Source organism: Clostridium sp. UBA2485 (genome assembly GCF_002341865.1).
Classification (GTDB): domain Bacteria; phylum Bacillota; class Clostridia; order Clostridiales; family Clostridiaceae; genus Clostridium_J.
On the sequence record NZ_DDOV01000093.1, the window covers coordinates 1 to 16955 of the forward strand.

Annotated in this window: 18 protein-coding genes and 1 riboswitch; of the genes, 1 reads left to right on the plus strand and 17 read right to left on the minus strand. The window is 30.0% G+C overall.

The features are described from left to right. From B3603_RS18570 to B3603_RS18620, 11 genes are all read right to left on the minus strand, one after another. A partial coding sequence (locus B3603_RS18570) for an aldehyde dehydrogenase family protein (RefSeq protein ID WP_291567676.1) occupies positions 1-519 on the minus strand: 519 nt, incomplete at its 3' end. A gap of 13 nt (positions 520-532) precedes the next feature. Continuing rightward, positions 533-1165 carry a BMC domain-containing protein gene (locus B3603_RS18575; protein ID WP_291567678.1) on the minus strand — a complete coding sequence of 211 codons (633 nt, stop codon included), beginning with the start codon at positions 1163-1165 and terminating at the stop codon, positions 533-535. A 49-nt stretch (positions 1166-1214) separates the two neighbouring features. Next, complete coding sequence (gene eutL, locus B3603_RS18580) at positions 1215-1871, minus strand: ethanolamine utilization microcompartment protein EutL (protein WP_029451173.1); 657 nt, start codon at positions 1869-1871, stop codon at positions 1215-1217. 18 nt (positions 1872-1889) lie between these two features. Beyond that, on the minus strand, positions 1890-2774 hold the full coding sequence (gene eutC / locus B3603_RS18585) for an ethanolamine ammonia-lyase subunit EutC (RefSeq protein WP_291567682.1): 885 nt from the start codon (positions 2772-2774) through the stop codon (positions 1890-1892). A 14-nt stretch (positions 2775-2788) separates the two neighbouring features. After that, complete coding sequence (locus B3603_RS18590) at positions 2789-4156, minus strand: ethanolamine ammonia-lyase subunit EutB (RefSeq protein ID WP_291567684.1); 1368 nt, start codon at positions 4154-4156, stop codon at positions 2789-2791. A 22-nt stretch (positions 4157-4178) separates the two neighbouring features. Further along, positions 4179-5612, minus strand: coding sequence for an ethanolamine ammonia-lyase reactivating factor EutA (eutA, locus tag B3603_RS18595; protein ID WP_291567685.1), 1434 nt, complete (start codon positions 5610-5612; stop codon positions 4179-4181). 185 nt (positions 5613-5797) lie between these two features. Further along, positions 5798-7204, minus strand: a complete 1407-nt coding sequence (locus B3603_RS18600; RefSeq protein WP_291567687.1) for a histidine kinase N-terminal domain-containing protein — start codon at positions 7202-7204, stop codon at positions 5798-5800. A gap of 19 nt (positions 7205-7223) precedes the next feature. Further along, a complete protein-coding gene (locus tag B3603_RS18605; RefSeq protein WP_039632234.1) occupies positions 7224-7796 on the minus strand; it encodes an ANTAR domain-containing response regulator in 573 nt (190 codons plus the stop codon). A 63-nt stretch (positions 7797-7859) separates the two neighbouring features. Continuing rightward, positions 7860-8294 (minus strand): EutP/PduV family microcompartment system protein, encoded by a 435-nt coding sequence (locus B3603_RS18610; RefSeq protein WP_039632232.1) that lies wholly within the window; start codon positions 8292-8294, stop codon positions 7860-7862. Between the two features lie 12 nt (positions 8295-8306). Beyond that, positions 8307-8660, minus strand: a complete 354-nt coding sequence (eutS, locus tag B3603_RS18615; RefSeq protein WP_202812755.1) for an ethanolamine utilization microcompartment protein EutS — start codon at positions 8658-8660, stop codon at positions 8307-8309. Positions 8661-8857: 197 nt separating this feature from the next. Further along, positions 8858-10027 carry a 1-propanol dehydrogenase PduQ gene (locus tag B3603_RS18620; protein WP_291567692.1) on the minus strand — a complete coding sequence of 390 codons (1170 nt, stop codon included), beginning with the start codon at positions 10025-10027 and terminating at the stop codon, positions 8858-8860. 585 nt (positions 10028-10612) lie between these two features. On the opposite strand from B3603_RS18620, the gene B3603_RS18625 reads away from it, so the two are divergent. Then, entirely contained in the window at positions 10613-11338 is a 726-nt protein-coding gene (locus B3603_RS18625; protein ID WP_291567693.1) for a glycerophosphodiester phosphodiesterase, read from the plus strand. A gap of 262 nt (positions 11339-11600) precedes the next feature. On the opposite strand, the gene B3603_RS18630 is transcribed toward B3603_RS18625, so the two are convergent. The 6 genes from B3603_RS18630 to B3603_RS18655 form a co-directional block, all read right to left on the minus strand. Then, positions 11601-12827 carry an NAD(P)-dependent malic enzyme gene (locus B3603_RS18630; RefSeq protein ID WP_291567695.1) on the minus strand — a complete coding sequence of 409 codons (1227 nt, stop codon included), beginning with the start codon at positions 12825-12827 and terminating at the stop codon, positions 11601-11603. A gap of 239 nt (positions 12828-13066) precedes the next feature. Beyond that, complete coding sequence (thiM, locus tag B3603_RS18635) at positions 13067-13876, minus strand: hydroxyethylthiazole kinase (protein WP_291567697.1); 810 nt, start codon at positions 13874-13876, stop codon at positions 13067-13069. Positions 13877-13999: 123 nt separating this feature from the next. Then, positions 14000-14482, minus strand: coding sequence for an energy coupling factor transporter S component ThiW (gene thiW / locus B3603_RS18640; protein WP_291567721.1), 483 nt, complete (start codon positions 14480-14482; stop codon positions 14000-14002). A 147-nt stretch (positions 14483-14629) separates the two neighbouring features. After that, positions 14630-14738, minus strand: a riboswitch (TPP riboswitch). Positions 14739-14839: 101 nt separating this feature from the next. Next, a complete protein-coding gene (locus B3603_RS18645; protein ID WP_291567723.1) occupies positions 14840-15244 on the minus strand; it encodes a hemerythrin domain-containing protein in 405 nt (134 codons plus the stop codon). Between the two features lie 111 nt (positions 15245-15355). Further along, positions 15356-15901: a pyruvate kinase alpha/beta domain-containing protein gene (locus B3603_RS18650; RefSeq protein WP_291567725.1), complete on the minus strand. Its 546-nt coding sequence runs from the start codon at positions 15899-15901 to the stop codon at positions 15356-15358. A 137-nt stretch (positions 15902-16038) separates the two neighbouring features. Next, a complete protein-coding gene (locus tag B3603_RS18655) occupies positions 16039-16680 on the minus strand; it encodes a metallophosphoesterase family protein (RefSeq protein WP_291567727.1) in 642 nt (213 codons plus the stop codon). Positions 16681-16955 lie beyond the last annotated feature (275 nt).

Genomic DNA, 16955 nt, shown 5'->3' on the forward strand with positions numbered 1-16955 from the left:
CCCTATTAGTCCTTCTGGTGCTCCAGCCTTAGTTGCTGCATCACTTAATATTTTTGCTGTTTCAACAATACAATTTTTAGCATTTGGATGTGCTGAAATTACTACAGAATTTCCTGATTTTATTGAAATCAATGTTTTATAAATTGTTGTTGATGTTGGATTAGTTGATGGTATAAGAGCTGCTATGACTCCAAGTGATACACCAACTTCAAAGTACTTATCTGCATCATTTTCTTTTATTATTCCAACTGTTTTTAAATCTTTTATACTTTCATAAACTACTCTGCTTGCAAAAGTATTCTTTACTACTTTATCTTGCCATATTCCAAATCCAGTTTCTTCATGAGCCATTTTAGCAAGTTTTACAGCTTCTTTTTCAGCAGCTTCTGCTACGGCTTTAACTATTGAATCAACCTTTGATTGAGAAAATGTTTTGTATATATCATGGGCCTTTTTAGCCTTAGATATAAGTGTTCTTGTTTCTTGTAATGATAATAAATCTTTATCTAAAAGTTCCATATCTCATACTCCTCTATTTCTCATTAAGAATAGCTTTTATCAGTTCATCTTTTTTACTAAACTTAATTTGTTTTTTAGTCAAAGAAAACTTGTGATTTTCTTTTAATACTCTAGCCATAGTCCTAAGCTCTTGAACTTTTAATGCCTCTAATTGCTTTTCTGACATTTTTATAATTTCTTCAACTTCAAACCCTTGGTTCAAGCCTCCATCTTTATTCTCTAAATCTTCTTTAATAACTATCTCTTTTTTAATGACTTCTTCTGTCTTTTCTTGCTTCTCAGTCTTTTCCAAGTCATTTATTTGCAAATCATCTGTTTCTTTTGATTTATTTATAGATTCTGTTACATTCTGAACTTTAGAGACTACATGAATATTTTCTTTTTCTAAATCTTTTACTTGATCATTATGATCTTTATAAAACATATCTAAAACCTGATCATCGGTTCTAGCTATTACATTGGCACTTCTTAAAGTTCCTATCCTATCTATTGCTATGCATGCAGCTTCCACTGCAGCTTTTACAGATGATACATCTCCTGTAATTATAACGGTAACTATTCCACTGCTTATAAATTCACAGCTAACAAGCTCTACATTGGCAGATTTCAAAGCTACATCAAGGCCTTCTATAGCAGCAACANNCATAAGTTTCTAAAAACCCCAAGGTGGATTTATTCATATCTTTCACCTAATCTTAGTATTCTTTAGGGTTTTCTGCTACAAATTTAACTGCTGATGCGAAAGCTTCGCAAGCTGCCTTACATGCTGATTGGCTTCCTGTTAAAAGTGCTCCACCAAAGTTAGTTTCAGATGGTGGGCCAAAGAATGCCTTAAGATCAACTGCTGCTGCTTTCATAGCTGCATCTAATGCATACATTGCTTCTAGTGGTGGAGCTATTAGATAAGCTAATGCTTCGCCTTCTTTTATCCCTGCTGTCTTAGAAAGGTATGAACCTGTTCTTGATATACATTGTGCATAGTATGGAATTGAGTCATCATCATTGGCACTATAAAATGTAGCAACACCACTTTCTATAAAGTCAACGGTTGTATTAATTCCACTTCTAACTTCTGCTGGGCTAGGTCCTGCTAATATTCCTATAACTTCACCTGCAAGTTTACTATTAGCATTTGCAGCTCCTGCATATAAGGATTTAGCATAAACTACTTCAACCTCTACAGATTTAGTAGCTTCATCTAAAGCTGTATAAGTAACATCATCACAATCTGATGTTATGATTCCTATGCTCTTATGTTCTGGTTTCAAATTAAGTTCTCTAGCCATATCAGCACTTACATTAGGTATTAACTTAACGCTTAATACTGATGGACGAAGTTGATCGTTTTTCATAATAATATCCTCCTTAGGTTATAATTTTAGATCGAGTCCACTTGCTTTTTTCTCTAACATAAGTTTTATAATATCGGCTATATAAGCTCCAGCTTCAACTGCAGGAGTACCGCCTCTATGTATGTTAGATACAACTGTTCTTCTTGATTCTGGCATTCCAACTGTTCCTTTGTATGCTATATATGCACTCATACTTTCAGCAGTTACAAGACCTGGTCTCTCACCAATAAGTAAGCAAGTTACATCTGCTCCGATTTCTTCAGAAATAGCATCCATTGCTCCTACTCTTCCTAATTTAACAAAGAATGGAGTTCCTACTGATATACCATAGCTTTCTAATCCTTGTGTTAATGCTGGTAATATATCTTTTACGTTGGCTTCTACAGCTTTTGAACTTAACCCATCTGATACATATATTTGAACTTGTGGGTTTCTCTTAAAAGAACTTAATTTTGATAACTCTTCTTTTGAAATAGCTCTTCCTAAATCTGGTCTTGTTATATATTCATCTTTTGATGAACACATTGTATTTATTATTGGTAAATTCATCTCTTTTAATAAGTCTTCATTAACATCTGTAAAAACTGAGTCTTGAGCTGATGCGTGGTCCGCTCTAAATCTTAACATTGTCTCAGTTTTATATCTTGCTCCTGTTCTTCCTATACCTAGTCTTGCAGGAGTATGTTGTTTCATTTTTAAATAACCTTCAGCATCCACTGGGTTATCAACTAAAAGTCTAGTTTTTAAATCAACTTCTGTTATATCTGGAATCATTCCGTTTGCATCAACAGTACTATTTTCTTCAGTTTTGTTAGGTGCACTAACAATGTTTCCTCCTTGCTTTGTTGTCATTTCAACTAAAACTTGCTCTACTAATTTTTTTAAATCATTTTCTGAAAACATTTGGTTACCCCCTTCTACTTCTTAAGAAATACAGAAGCGTCTCCTGCTTTTCCTGTTAATTTTCCATTTTCTATAAAGTTCCACTTTTCAAGCCATGCTTCAAACTCAGCTATTGGTCTCTTACCTAGTAATTCTCTTAAAGCTGCTGTTTCATGGTATCCTGTAGTTTGATAGTTAAGCATTACGTCATCACCATGTGGAATTCCCATAAAGTATGTGCATCCTGCAGTAGATAGTAATATTGATAAGTTCTCTATATCATTTTGGTCTGCTTTCATGTGGTTTGTATAACAAGCATCACATCCCATTGGAATACCTGATAATTTACCCATGAAATGGTCTTCAAGACCTGCTCTTATAACTTGTTTATTATCATATAAATACTCTGGTCCTATAAATCCAACAACTGTATTAACTAGGAATGGTTCATACTTTCTAGCAAATCCATAACATCTAGCTTCCATTGTTACTTGGTCTGCTCCAAAGTTAGCATCTGCTGATAACTCTGAACCTTGACCAGTTTCAAAATACATTACGTTTGGACCAGCTGCTGTTCCTTCTCTTAATGCTAAATCTCTTGCTTCTCCTATTAAAGCTGCATTTATTCCGAAAGCTTCATTCCCTTTTTGAGAACCCGCTATACTTTGGAATATTAAGTCTGTTGGTGCCCCTTGCTTTATTGCATCCATTTGAGTAGTTACGTGTGCAAGTACGCAGTTTTGAGTTGGTATTTGATATTTTTGTTTTGTTTCTTCAAATCTTTTTAATATTTTAGTTACACTTCCTACAGTATCATCAACTGGGTTTAATCCTATTAAGGCATCACCTATACCATAAGTTAAACCCTCTAATACTGAAGCTAATATACCATCTGGATCATCTGTTGGATGGTTAGGTTGTAATCTTGCTGATAAAGTTCCTGCTTCACCAATTGTTGTATTACAATGAGCAGTAACTTTAATCTTATTTGCACCATAAACTAAGTCTAAGTTAGACATTAATTTTGCAACAGCAGCGATAACTTCACTTGTTAATCCTCTGCTTATTCTTCTAATATCAGATCCTGTTGTTTCCTCATTTAAGATCCATTCTCTTAATTCTGCAATAGTCCAATTTTTAATTTCACCATATATTTTTTCATTAATAGAATCTTGAATGATTCTTGTAATCTCATCCATTTCATATGGAACTACTGGATTATTTCTTACATCTGATACTGTTAAATTGCTAAGTACAACCTTTGCCGCTACTCTTTCTTGAGCAGTTTCAGCAGCTACTCCAGCTAATTTATCACCTGACTTTTCTTCATTAGCTTTTGCTAAAACTTCTTTAACGTCTTTGAATTGATACACTTTACCAAATAATTTTGTTTTTAGTATCACTTTCTTCACCCCTCTATAAAAATTATGAATTGAATACTAATGTTTTTATTACTACTGGAACAACCTTACCATTTATTAACGGTTTTCCAATATCTATATAGTCTCCATTTTCAACCTTAATGCTATCTATACAAACAACATTTTTCTTTTTTCCTAGTTGAATGTACATAGTTTGACCTAACACCTTAGCTATATCATTTTCGACAATTACAAATATTGGGTATTCCTTTTCTAAAAGCTCAGTCATTCCATTGATAAGCGATTTTGATAATTTTTGAACTTCATCAAAAGAAGGATTCTTAATTCCTTTTAGCGCTACCGCTACCCTTTGACTTTCATTCTCTAAATTAAACCATTTAAGTTTTTCATTTATTGCCCTTTCAATAGATTCAAAACCACCATCTTCATCTTCTTTAGATAATTTTAAAATTGGTAGGTTTTTGATTGGAAAGACATCAGAAGTATAGGTTATAGTACTTCCACTGATATCAGTAGTATGAGAACCAGCACCTACAACAGTAGCTCTTATGGTCTCAATAGCCGTCCTTACCTTAAGCTTCCTAGCTAGATTAGATTTTTTAATTTCTTCACCTAGCACAACTCCCATATCACCAAATCTAAAAGGATCTGAATAATCTTCATTATATATATAATCAGCTACCCCTCCTGAGAAGGTTATATACTCAATGTTGTAGCCATCTTTTAATCCTTTGTTAGTTTGAATCTCATCATACATTGATGATCTTTGCTTAATGCAAACTGCTTCTTCTAAAATTTCAGCCATTGCTCTTGCAATTTTTCTAATTTTATCGATTTCTGCAATATCTCCAACTTCTATATTTACACCAATAGATTGTGCTAACTTTTTAATTTTCGGATATATATAATAGATTTTTTTAGTATCCTTATCTATTTTTATAAGTCTTCCACCTATATCTAAACAACCAGTATCAACTAATTCACCATTCTTAAATAAAGCTAGATTAGATGTTCCTCCACCTATATCGATATTTACAACATAAGCATTTTCTTCATCGGATATCTTATCTGCACCTGCTCCTCTTCCGGCGATAATTGACTCTAAATCTGGTCCAGCTGTAGCTACTACAAAATCACCGGCAAATCCACTTAAACTCTGAAGAACTTCGTTTGCGTTTTCTTTTCTAGCAGTTTCTCCAGTAATTATTACAGCACCAGTTTCTACATCACTTGGCTTAACTCCGGCATTTTTATATTCGCCTTCTATTATTTCTCTTACTTTATCTTTATCTATTTTTGTTTGAGTAATAAGTGGAGTAAAATAAATTTCACTTCTATATATAATGTTTTTATCAACAATTTTAATTCTTGGTACAGAAAAGTTACTTGCTGTATTTTCAATAGTTATATTACTAAATACAAGCTGAGTAGTAGATGTTCCAATATCTATACCAACGCTTAAAATTACTTCTCTCACTTTTTCTCACCTCACTTTTTTAGCTTACAATTAAAAATATAGAATTTTATATATGTTAACTGTAAATTATTTGCTAAATATTAAAGCCCAGAATTTTTATTATTTAATAGTTATAATATAACTATTAAATAATAAATACTCTGGGCTTCATTGCCGCTACATAAGCACTACATTGTGCTTAATATTTAGTTCTTAAAGTCAAAAACAGCTTTAGTTCCTTGAGAATTTGAATATATATTTAAATTACCATTTAGTTTATCATTAACTAAACTTCTTACTATCATAAGTCCTAGGCTACTTTCTTTTACAGAGTTAACATCAAACCCTACCCCATCATCTATGACAGAAATAGTTGAATAGATATTACCTTGCTGAATTTTTATTGTTATCTTTCCAGTAGCTCTATCCTTGAAAGCATGTTTTAATGAATTTTGAAGTAACTCGTTTACAACTAAGGCTATAGATGTAGACTTATCAGAGTTAATTGAAAAATCATCGCCTTCTAAGCTTACTTGTAAATCTACATTATCTCTCTTTTCAAAACTTATTATGCTTGCTTTTATTTTATTTATAACTTCTTTTATATTTACTTCATCAATACCTTGCTTTGCTAATATTTCATGAGTTGCTGCTATACTCAGTATTCTGTTTATACTTTCATTTATAGCATTTGTAAACTCTTCTCCTTTAATTCTTCTTGATTGAAGTCTTAAAAGACTAGCAATGGTTTGAAGATTGTTTTTAACTCTATGATGAATTTCTTTTATTACTACAGATTTCAATATGAGTTCTTTTTCTTTTTGCCTCATATCTGTAACATCACTAATAAGCATTACTAGATTCAATACCTTACTACTTTGTACAATATATTTGACTTGAAGTGAAACATCTCCTATATCTATGTCTTTAACATCTATACAGTCATTATTCATAATTTCTTCAAAAGAACAATTATACAAAGATAAGTTAGAAAAATCCATACCTATTAGTTCTTCTTTATATCCTAGTTTTTTATAAAGCTGTTCTGCTACAGGGTTCTTAAATCTTAGTACTCCATTTTCATCAAAAATAAGTATAGCATCATTTATGTGATATGTTATATCACTCTCTTTGTAAGTCCTATTAGTTATTTGAGATGTAAGTTCTTCATTAGTTCTTGCTAATATTTCTAGCTTTCTATTGCTATTTAAAGTCTCCGTTACATCCTTTTCCACAATTAAAACACCAATAGTTTTATTTTCTTTATTTCTAATAGGTTCTACACTTTGCTTAACTTTTATGTATTCTTGAGTTATTGCCTTTAAATCTCTTGATGGCATTCCTATTTCTAATGTTCTAAGTGATGCCGGCTCATTTTCTCTTACTGCAAATTTCCCAACTACCTTTTCTTTATATAATGAGCTTTTAGTACTTGGTTTTGCCTCCGCTACAACTATTGCTTCTCCATTATGTTTTGTTGGACAATCTATGAAGACGTCTGCATTTGCTGAATCAGCAATTAGCTGAAGAGTGGTAGCTATATTTTCTATAATTAATATGTCACTTTCACTTAAGCAAGTATATTTTAAACATAATCTTCTTATTTCACTCATATTCATTCCTACTTACTAATTATTCTTCACTCATTACAATTATCTGTGAAATTTCTTCCATAGTTACTCTCTTTTTCATACTTAAATTTCTTATATTACTATAAGCTTCATCTTCTGTTATGCCATTTTGCCTCATTAATATGCCTTTGGCTTTTTCTATAATTTTTCTAGCTTGTAGTTTTTTCTCAACGCTTTTTATGTCATCTTTAATTTTTTTAAATTCTCTTGATTTTGATAAACAAACCTCTATATTAGGAATTAAAGATTTGTTATCTAAAGGTTTAACTAAGTAACCTATTACCCCTACCTCTTTTGCCTTTTCAATAAATGTTTTGTCACTATAAGCACTTAAAAGCACTATTCCACTGGCTAAGCCTTCTTGATTGATTATCTTAGATGCATTTAATCCATCTAATAAAGGCATTTTTATGTCCATAATTATTAGATCCGGTAAATGTTTTCTACACATTTCGATGGCGTCAAAACCATCTGAAGCTTCAGCTACAACACTGTAACCTGCTTCTTCTAACATTTCCCTAATATCCATTCTTGTAATAGGTTCATCATCGGCTATTACAATTCTTTTAGTCATATTCTACACCTCTTTTGGAATTTTTAATAAGTTTTGTATAAATCTTATTTTAACACAAAAATCCTATTTCCATTCCAAATATTTTTTTAATTTTTCTAATCCATCATTATTTATTGAGCTTACCATGAATATTCCTTCTGCTCCTGCTTGTTTTAAGAACTCTTCTGCACGGTTTAAATCTTCTTTATTTTTGCATAAATCAGTTTTCGTACAAATTCCTATAACAGGTTTAGAAAAGATATTTCCAAAAGCCGGGGGGAAGATACTAAGTTCTCTGCTACAATCTTGTATCAATGCTATTACATCTGCATCCGATGAGGTTACAATCAGTGCATTATAATAAACTCTACTATCTATATATTCTCCAGGTGTATCAATAATATAATTATTAAAATCTACCGCCTGAGTTTTTTTATATTCTATTTTTTCGTTGTTTAACGCTTGTGTTAAAGTAGTCTTTCCAGATCCTGTTGTACCTATAAACATTATTTTTTTCACAAAACTTACCTCCTAAGATTTTGTGATTTTTGCTATGGAGAATGAAAGTACACTACTTAGCATATTACAAACTTCATTCAATGAAGCTTCTACGCTAGAAACATCTCCTGTTATTACTAATGAGCCACTAAATCTATCAACAAAACCGATTTCAACTCCTGCGGATTTAGTAGCCACATCTGCTGCAATTATAGCTGCTTCGCTTGGAGTTATTGTTAAAATTCCAATTGCTTCGTTATATTCATCACTAAGTCCTAATTTTTTATAAACCGTTTTATTAGGATGAGCGATTAGGTGAGCTAGTGTAATCTGTTTTCCTGGTACATATTCTTGTATGACTCTTTGTTTTTCTTCCAAAGATCTCACTCCAATCTCAAAAGCATAAAAAGCCTCCTAAAAATACACTATTAGTACTTTTAAGAAGCTTCATTGCTCTAATTAATTTGTTGCACGCCATTGAACAACTTTAACTCAAAATCTTTATGTTTTAATTATATATGTTGTTAAATTAATTGTCAATTAATTTGTAAAAAATATAATAAACTTATTAATATTGATATATCTTACATTCCATTATATACTTTTTTAAATAGTTCTTTAAGCTCTTCAACCTTAGGCTCTCTTGGGTTAGTAGGGGTACATCCATCTTTTAAAGCTATCTCAGCCATATCAGTTAAGTTTTTATCAAATTCACTGCTTGAAATGTTTAAATCTTTAATTTTGTTAGGTATTCCTAAAGATCTAATTAGATTTTTTACTCCATTGATTAATGCCTTAACCCCTTCACGTACACTATTAGAGCTTGTAAGACCTAAGAATCTTGCTATTTCAGCATATCTTTCTGCTGCTTTTGTGTATTCATTTCTACCTATAGATTTAATATCTGCATTATACTCTATTACATAAGGTAATACTAATGCATTAGCCTTACCATGTGGTATATGGAATCTACCACCAAGTATATGTGCCATACTATGATTAACTCCTAATGAAGAGTTAGTAAAGGCTATTCCTGCTATACAAGAAGCATTATGCATCTTTTCTCTTGCTTCTAAATCTGATCCATCTTTATAAGCTTTTGGTAAATATTTAAATACTAATTTTATTGCTTTTTCTGCTAGTGCATCAGTAAAATCTGAATTTTTTGTTGATACATAAGCCTCAATAGCATGAGTTAAAACATCTATACCTGTATCTGCTGTTATTGCTTGCGGAACAGATTTTACTAGTTCAGCATCTAATATCGCCATATCTGGTACCATATCCTCATCTACTAAAGGATATTTTACATTAAACTTTTTGTCTGTAATTACTGAAAATGCAGTAACTTCTGATCCTGTTCCACTTGTAGTAGGTATAGCTATAAATAATGGTTTTTTAACTTCTAATTCAGGGCTTATTCCTTTCTTAACTAATGCTCTAAAGTAACTTATCGCTTTAGAAGCATCAATAGCAGAACCTCCCCCCATAGCAATTAGAGCATCTGGATTAAATTTATCCATAGCTTTTATTCCCTTTGATACTACCTCAAGTGGTGGATCTGGGACTATTTCAGAAAAAATTTCATATGCAATTGAAGCTGCTTCTAAATGTTCAGTAACTCTGTTAATAAATCCTGAAGTAACCATAAAAGGATCTGTTACTATAAAAGCTCTCTTACAATTGATATTCCTTAGTTCTTTTAATTCGCCAACTCCAAAATGAACCTTAGGACCCATATTAAAATTGCTCATTTTATCACTTCCTACTTTTTATTTTTGAATTGATAATTGACACTAGGATTTTTATTTATTAAAAAATATATCGTTTTCTATATCTTCAAATAAACTTTAAAATTTGTTTTAATCGTTAAGGAAACTTTAAATTTTTCCTTATCTGTAAACTATCTTTTGTCAATTGTCAATTAGTTGTTAACTAGATTATTCATATATGATATAGGACTTTGAAATAAAATAACTAAATTCATCCACGAGCAGTTATTTTTAAGACTCCTAGCACATATATAGCCAAAAAAGGCTCCTTAAGAAAATCTTAAGGAGCACCATTACTCTTTTTTATATTTACACGCCATTGTGCAAAATTTATTTACTTTTAACAATTCTGATTTTATTACTTTGTTCTAAAAATGTCAATATCCATATACTATATTATATCCCATAAAAGTATAATATATTTAATATATTGTCTCTATTTTAAAGAAATATTAAAATAAGTATTTTTATAACTAATTATGTTAATATATTTTAATTTAAATATGTTTAAATTATGCAAAATAAATATCCTTTATAAAAAATATAATTTATTAAGAGGTCGATATTATGATTATTAATTTTGCTCATAGAGGAGCTAGTATGTACTATCCTGAAAATACAATGGTTGCCTTTGAAAAAGCTATAGAAATGGGCTGCACCGGAATAGAAACAGATGTTCAAATGACAAAAGATGGTGTACTTGTACTTATACATGATGAGTACTTAGATAGAACTACTAATGGTATAGGACTTGTAAAAAATTATACCTATAATGAACTTAGAAAACTTGATGCAGGAAGTTTTAAGGATAGAGCATTTTCTAAATGTAAAATTCCTTCTGTAGAAGAGCTTATAGAGTTTACAAAAAATAAAAATATTAAAATTAATTTTGAGATTAAAAATTCTATAATATTCTATAGAAATATAGAAGAAAAGCTGCTTTTTCATATAACGAAAGAAAGCATAGAGGATAAGGTAATTCTGTCTAGCTTTAATCATGATTCAATGAATAAATGTAAAAAACTTAATAGCAATATTCACACTGGATTATTATTTAAGAGAAAAATTAAAGATGTAGATGAATATTTACATCCAGTTAAGCCTAATGCTCTCCACCTACCCTATAAAAGTCTAAAGAGAGAGTTAATTGAAAAAGCGCATAAAAATAATTTAGAAATTAATATTTATACAGTAGATGATGTTAGCTACATGAAGAAGCTGATAGATATGAAAGTAGATGGAATTATTACAAACTGTCCAGATTTATTAAAGGAAGTTTTAATTGAATACTAATTTTCCATAATTCTATAAAGAATATTGAGTTAATATAGACCTATTACTTCTAAGATTTGATGTATAGATTCATATTATTATAAAATTGATAATTAACGGTGGTAAATTATAAGGAACTTTCAGCAGAACATGTAAACTTTAAACTGATTTATTTTCTAGAGTTTACTGTTTTGTTTCATATTAATATAAAATAATTTTACTTAGATTGCTTACATGCTGTGTATGTAAGTAATCTAAAAAAGGCTTCATAGAAGCCTTTTTCTTATTTTTCTATTATTCTTTTAGTTTTTTCGTAGATTTCTTCTGGTTTTACATCTATTCTATTTACTTTAGTTTCTATAGCTGCTCTTGCCACATATTCTGCTACCTTAGGCGCTATTCTCAAATCAAATGGTTCTGGAATAACATAATCTTCATTTAACTCTTCATCAGTAATAATTTCAGCTATAGCTCTAGCAGCAGCTATTTTCATTTCGTCATTTATTTCTGAAGCTCTAACATCTAAAGCTCCTCTAAATATTCCTGGGAAAGCTAGTACATTGTTAACTTGGTTTGGAAAATCTGATCTACCAGTACAAACAACCTTAGCTCCTGCTTCTTTTGCAATGTTAGGTAATATTTCTGGATTAGGATTTGCCATTGCCATAACTATAGCATCTTTGTTCATAGATTTAACCATTTCACTAGTAACACAGTTAGCTACAGATACCCCTAAGAATACATCTTTACCTTTTAAAACTTCTTCTAAAGTTCCTTGTTCTTTATCTTTATTAGATATTTTAGCCATCTCTTCTTTATATTTATTCATTTTTACCTTACGGCCTTCGTATATAGCTCCTTGAGTATCGCAAAGTATTACATCTTTTACATTTAATCTTATAAGTAATTTTGCTATAGCTATTCCTGCTGCACCTGCACCATTAATAACTACTTTTATGTCTTCCATTTTCTTATTAGCTAATTTTACTGCATTAAATAAACAAGCTAATGAAACTACTGCTGTACCATGTTGATCATCGTGAAATATTGGAATATTGCATATTTTTTTAAGTTCTTCCTCTATTTCAAAACATTCTGGAGCTTTTATGTCTTCTAGGTTAACTCCTCCAAATGAGCTTTCCATTAATTTAACAGTTTCTATTATCTTTTTATAATCCTTTGTGTCAAGACATATAGGAAAAGCATCTACTCCTGCAAAAGCTTTGAATAATACTGATTTTCCTTCCATAACTGGTAGTCCTGCTGCTGCCCCTATATCTCCAAGACCTAATACAGCAGTACCATTAGTTACTACAGCTACCCAATTTCCTTTTGATGTATAATCATAAACCTTATCATAATCTTTGTTTATTTCCATACAAGGCTCTGCTACTCCTGGTGTGTATGCTAATGTCATATCTTCTTTATTATTTACAGGTACCTTACAGTGAAGTGCAATCTTCCCTTGAAAATCTTTATGAAACTTTAATGCTGTCTCTTTTAAATTCATAGTAAATCCTCCATTATAAAAATAATTTCTAATTTTACTAGTTTACACTACTGTATAAACTAAATTATACCTATCTTTATAATATATATTATTCGATACAAATACAACTTATCAGACAGAATTATATGTTAATTTTAATGCTAATTTCCTTCTTTTAATATTTATCTAAACATTATTAAGTAGCTCTTCAAAATCAAAAGGTCTATAAAGTAAAGTATCTTTTAAATAAAATATGTTAATTACACCTTATAAACTCTTTGATTTGTATATAATTTCTCCTCTGAAAAATTATATACTTGGTCTAAAAATTTTATTTTAAAAGTTCCACTACCTTCGATTCCTTTTTTTATCTCTCTTTCAGCTAATTCACCACAAACTCCTAGTAATGTTACTGCTATTAGGGTTGATATTAAATGCTCTTTAGTTACGGAAACTAATGTTGCAATTACAGCTCCCATCATACATCCCACGGCAGTAACTTTACTCATAATGCTATGTCCATTTTCTACTATATAACATATATCTTTATAACATATAATATCTATCTTTCCAGTTATGCATATTACTGAATTTAATTTATAGCTTAAAGCTTCAGCCAAAGCTTTTCCTTCTTTTATATAATCAGTACCCTCTTCATTTTCCTCACTATCTACCCCTTTAGAATTGGTTTTAAGTCCACATAAGGTTTTGATTTCTGAAAGATTTCCTTTAATTACAGAAAAGTTGATTTCCTTTAATAGTTTTTCAATAGAACTCTTTCTAAAATTGGATGCAGCTACCCCTACAGGATCTAATACTACAGGTATATTTAAACTATTAGCCTTTTTCCCTGCCAATATCATAGATTTTAGTGTATCTTTTGTTAANNCTACTTCTTCTGCATCTTCACTCATTATTGGAGAAGCTCCTAAGGCTAAAGTTATATTTGCGCAATCATTGCAACTTACATAGTTAGTTATTTGGTGTATTAATGGCTTTTTATCTTTTATAAGCCCCAAAATAGTACCTCTCTTTTCAAGTACATCTTCTATATGTTTATACTCACTCAAGTTTTGTTCCCCCTTATTCTAAACAATTATTAAAAATTAACAATTATAAATCTTTAATTATCAATTAATATCCTTAAACTCTAAACTTACTCTATCATTGTAGCTACTTAGTCTTATAAAATATTAAATAGTTTTCATAACTTTGGTTTTTTCAAATATCATAACTAAAAGATAAGCAATTACACTTCCTACTACTGTACTTATACCAAAAGGTATTATAAAGGCAAAGGCGCCTACTGATTTCCCCATAATTAATTTAGCTATAGGAAAGGACATCAATGATCCTAGTATCCCTGTTCCTATTATTTCTCCCATTACTGCCATGAAATTTTTCTTTGTCTTCTTATAAAAAGAACCTGCTAAAGCTGCCCCTACCATACTGCCTGAAAAAGCAAGTAAGGTCCCTGTGCCCAAAATATTTCTAAGTAGTGATATACAAAAGGCTATAGCTACTCCATTTACAGGTCCCAACGCTATTGCAGATACAACATTTATAGCATGTTGTACAGGAAAACACTTTGCAACGCCCATAGGAATATAAATAGATGACCCTAATACGCCTATAGCAATAAACATAGCAGATAATACTATTTTTTTAGTTTTCATAAAGATTCCCCCTTTTAAATTTATTGTGCATAGCTAATGATGTAATTTAAGATAATTCTCAAATTTACTGAATATTTTAAAATAAAAAAGCACAAATCCAGTTTTGGATTTGTGCTTATGTTTACAGCATAAATATAGGATAAATTTAAGTATCCCAAACACACTTCCTACGCTGGTATTATCCAGTTCAGGTTAAGGGTCTAAAAGTACACACTTTTACTCTCAGCCAGTTTTACTAGCTCCCCTGTGTAAATATTTTCTTTATAGTTTAATATTAACATCTTGTTTCTGTATATTCAACTTATTTATTTAGTTTATAAAATCTAGCTTTTATAAATTAAATCTGTATTATACATCTTAGAGTAATTTATATAACTCTCTATCTTCACTTTCCATTCTTTTTTCTATTTTATCAAAAACCTCTTTTGTATTAATAATAAATTTATCTTTATTATTAATTATCTTACTCCTAGTATTGAACTGATTTTTATAATTATTAAATATGCTAAGTATATCTCCCATCTCATCAATGTAACACTTAGCTATATTTTTAATTTTTTCATTTTCATTTTTTAATAAGTTTGGATATAGGAATTTATCTTCACTCTCTAAGTGAATTCTTAGCTTTCCTGATAGTAAATTTATATTTTTCGCAATTTCACTGCATTCCACTTCTAAATCTTTATTTATAAGCTCCTTTATATTATAAATCATCTCTAAGATTTCAATATGTTGTCTAGTTAAATTATTAATATTAGCCATAAAAGTCCCCCCAAAGTAAAATTCTTATTTTAACATAATTCTATTACTTTTAGGCAAATATTTCTGTAACATTTATTACACTTTGTAAATTTTATTAAATAAAGGAATTTATTAAAAATTATATGGCTTACAAATTATTTCTTTAATTTTTGTATCTAGTATAGCCGAACCATGTGCTGGAGTTAATATTATTGCCGTATCTGCACCTTTTCCTGAGCCACCTATAGAAATTATATCCTCTCCATATGGTATAGTACCTCCATCTAGCGCCATTGTAGCTACTTCTACTGCCACTTTAACACCTTGTCCAAACATACGTAAACTATAAGCCATAACCTCTACAGGAGAAATTCCTCCAAATTTTGTTGAAAGAGCTCTTTCAGCACCAGATAATACGTGAGTACTTGTATATACCTTAAATCCACAGCTCTTTAATTCTTCCATTCTTTCCTCACTTATTTCTTGAATACCAGCTTCTCTAAAACCGTTAACATGAGTAACAACTACTACATTTAATCCACTATCTTTTAATAGTAAAGCAGTGTCTCCTGCATTGGAAGCTACAACTATATTTTTAATTCCTCTTTCCTTTGCAGTTTTAACTGCAAGCTCAATTGTTTTTATAGTATTCTCTCTTCCTGCTTTTTCAAAATACATAATCATTCTCCTTTTACTATTTAATATTTTTAATTCCTGTTATAAATAAGTTCCATAGTTTCTTCTAAAATCCTTTTATTCATTCACTGAAGCTATTTAAATACACTAAAATAAAAAATAAAATTCTTTAAATACTATTAAGTATTAATCTTTATAATTTTTAATATTTCTCCCTTTTCGTTTAATTTAACGCCGGTTAAAACTCCATCTTTATACCCCGCTCCTGTATCAATATTCAAAGAATTCTCTTCCTCATTATAAATAGGTTCACTATTTTCACAGGGAGTATGTCCAATTATTTGTAACTTGTTTATATTTTTTACTTTCCCTCTGTTCCATAGAACCCCATGGGGGTCTGTTTCCTCAAAACAATTTAAAGCAATTTCAGATAATCCTGCATGACTTATAAATATATTCTCATTTTCCCAATATAAAGGTAAAGTTAAAAACCAATTTACATCTTCAATTGGTTTTTTATTTTCACTTTTGTATTGCTCTAGGGTTTCATATCCACACTGCCTTAGCCAATTTTCATTAGGTTCATTTAAAAAATGATATATAATTTCAAATTCATGATTTCCTTTTAAAAATACCACATTACTAGGAAACTGTTCTTTTAATTCTCTACAATATTCCACAGTTTTAGGTGAAAAACTTCCCCTATCAATTAAATCTCCAACTTGAATAAGTAACTCATCCTTATTATTCCAATGTTCTTCAATAAGTTTTTTAAGCTCTAAATAACATCCATGAACATCGCCTATAACAAATAAATTCATATTTCCTCCACATTAAATTAAAATCCTAATAACTTTAATTACCTTTTCCAATCATATACTTATTTTATCATTTTTAATTGTAAACATGGTATATTATCTTATATATAAAATTAAAGATATTCCTTATCTGTCTAAGAAATATCTTTAATTTACATAATAAAAATCCACTATTCTTAACTTTAAGGATTTATACTATTTTTATAAAAAGTTTATTTTTTTAAAATATATTTTAACCTCTCACCTAGGATATCTATATAGGGCTCCTTAATGAAAAT

What these genes read in the sequence shown, in the direction of transcription:
- eutL (WP_029451173.1), bottom strand. Translation starts at nt 1,871, where the DNA reads ATGAAAAACGATCAACTTCGTCCATCAGTATTAAGCGTTAAGTTAATA.
- eutC (WP_291567682.1), bottom strand. Translation starts at nt 2,774, where the DNA reads ATGTTTTCAGAAAATGATTTAAAAAAATTAGTAGAGCAAGTTTTAGTT.
- B3603_RS18600 (WP_291567687.1), bottom strand. Translation starts at nt 7,204, where the DNA reads ATGAGTGAAATAAGAAGATTATGTTTAAAATATACTTGCTTAAGTGAA.
- B3603_RS18605 (WP_039632234.1), bottom strand. Translation starts at nt 7,796, where the DNA reads ATGACTAAAAGAATTGTAATAGCCGATGATGAACCTATTACAAGAATG.
- B3603_RS18620 (WP_291567692.1), bottom strand. Translation starts at nt 10,027, where the DNA reads ATGAGCAATTTTAATATGGGTCCTAAGGTTCATTTTGGAGTTGGCGAA.
- B3603_RS18625 (WP_291567693.1), top strand. Translation starts at nt 10,613, where the DNA reads ATGATTATTAATTTTGCTCATAGAGGAGCTAGTATGTACTATCCTGAA.
- B3603_RS18630 (WP_291567695.1), bottom strand. Translation starts at nt 12,827, where the DNA reads ATGAATTTAAAAGAGACAGCATTAAAGTTTCATAAAGATTTTCAAGGG.
- thiW (WP_291567721.1), bottom strand. Translation starts at nt 14,482, where the DNA reads ATGAAAACTAAAAAAATAGTATTATCTGCTATGTTTATTGCTATAGGC.
- B3603_RS18645 (WP_291567723.1), bottom strand. Translation starts at nt 15,244, where the DNA reads ATGGCTAATATTAATAATTTAACTAGACAACATATTGAAATCTTAGAG.
- B3603_RS18650 (WP_291567725.1), bottom strand. Translation starts at nt 15,901, where the DNA reads ATGTATTTTGAAAAAGCAGGAAGAGAGAATACTATAAAAACAATTGAG.
- B3603_RS18655 (WP_291567727.1), bottom strand. Translation starts at nt 16,680, where the DNA reads ATGAATTTATTTGTTATAGGCGATGTTCATGGATGTTATTTAGAGCTT.